We start from the raw sequence: 1,429 nt of genomic DNA, 5'->3' as shown, positions 1-1,429 counted from the left end.
GGTCAAGCCCATGGAGGTGGTGTAACGGTCGTGTCGCGTGATTCGTCTTGGCTGGTCAGGCGGTGATTGCCTGGATGTCGGGTGTGTCCTCCTTCGTGGTGGGGTTGGCGGTGCGGGCCTGGGCGAGGATTTCGGTGCCGAGGTAACGGCGTCCTTCGATCCATTCGTCGTGTTGTTCGGCCAGAACAGCGCCGACCAGGCGGATCAGGGCGTCGCGGTTGGGGAAGATCCCGACGACGTCGGTGCGGCGGCGGATCTCGCGGTTGAGGCGTTCCTGCGGGTTGTTCGACCAGATTTGGCGCCAGAGGGACTTCGGGAACGTGGTGAAGGCCAGGACGTCGGTGCGGGCGGTCTCGAGGTGCTCGGCGACGGCGGGGAGCTTTTCGTCCAGGGACTCGATGACCCGGTCGAACTGGGCATGGACGGAGTCAGCGTCGGGCTGGTCGAAGACCGAGTGGAGCAGCGTCTTCACCCACGGCCAGCTGCTTTTCGGGGTTGCCGACATCAGGTTCGCGGCGTAGTGGGTGCGGCATCGCTGCCACGAGGCCCCCGGCAGGGTCGCGCCGATCGCAGCGACCAGGCCCGAGTGCGCGTCGCTGGTCACGAGTTTGACCCCGCTTAGGCCGCGGGCGCTCAGATCGCGGAAGAACCCCAGCCATCCGGCGCCGTCCTCAGCGGACGTCACTCGCAGGCCGAGGATCTCGCGGTGACCGTCTCGATTGACCCCGACCGCGACCAGGGCATGGACGTTCGCCACGCGTCCGTCCTCGCGGACCTTCAGGACCAGGGCGTCGGCGGCCACGAACGTGTACGGGCCGGCATCCAGAGGCCGGGTCCGGAACGCCTCGACCTGAGCGTCCAGATCAGCGGCCATCGCGCTGACCTGCGACTTCGACAGGCGCGTGATGCCGAGGGACTCCACGAGCTTCTCCATCCGGCGCGTCGAGACGCCGAGCAGGTAGCAGGTGGCCACGACCGAGGTCAGGGCAGCCTCGGCGCGCTTGCGGCGCTCCAGAAGCCAGTCCGGGAAGTACGTTCCGGTGCGTACTTTCGGGATCGCCACGTCGAGCGTTCCGACGCGGGTGTCGAAGTCTCGGTGGCGGTAACCGTTGCGGGAGTTCACCCGCTCCGACGAGGGGACGCCGTAGCCGGCGCCGCACAGGGCATCGACCTCTGCACCCATCAGTGTCGTGATGAACGCGCTCATCATCTGCCGCAGCAGATCCGGCGACGCAGACTCGAGCTGGTCATTGAGGAACTGGGCAGGGTCGATCTGGGTACTCTGGTTCTTGGCCATCGCGTGGTCTCCTACGAGCAGATTTTGGAAGGTCTCTCGAAGAATCACGCGATGGCCGCCCTACGTCTGGGTACGCCACGCCCGCAGGTCAGCGGGCTCTGTGGCCGTTACACCACTCTGCTGGACTCCACT

Annotated in this window: 1 protein-coding gene; it reads right to left on the bottom strand. The window is 66.6% G+C overall.

The window, feature by feature from the left end:
- Positions 1 to 55: 55 nt before the first annotated feature.
- Positions 56 to 1,297 carry an IS256 family transposase gene (locus tag LR394_RS41005; RefSeq protein ID WP_231450136.1) on the bottom strand — a complete coding sequence of 414 codons (1,242 nt, stop codon included), beginning with the start codon at positions 1,295 to 1,297 and terminating at the stop codon, positions 56 to 58.
- Positions 1,298 to 1,429 lie beyond the last annotated feature (132 nt).

This window comes from Kineosporia babensis, assembly GCF_021129305.1.
Lineage (GTDB): Bacteria > Actinomycetota > Actinomycetes > Actinomycetales > Kineosporiaceae > Kineosporia > Kineosporia babensis.
The sequence above is the reverse complement of the archived record's forward strand: the minus strand, read 5'-3'. Positions and strand labels throughout refer to the sequence as shown.

Excerpts from the sequence above, each read along its gene's own strand:
- LR394_RS41005 (WP_231450136.1), bottom strand. The coding sequence starts at position 1,297 with ATGGCCAAGAACCAGAGTACCCAGATCGACCCTGCCCAGTTCCTCAAT.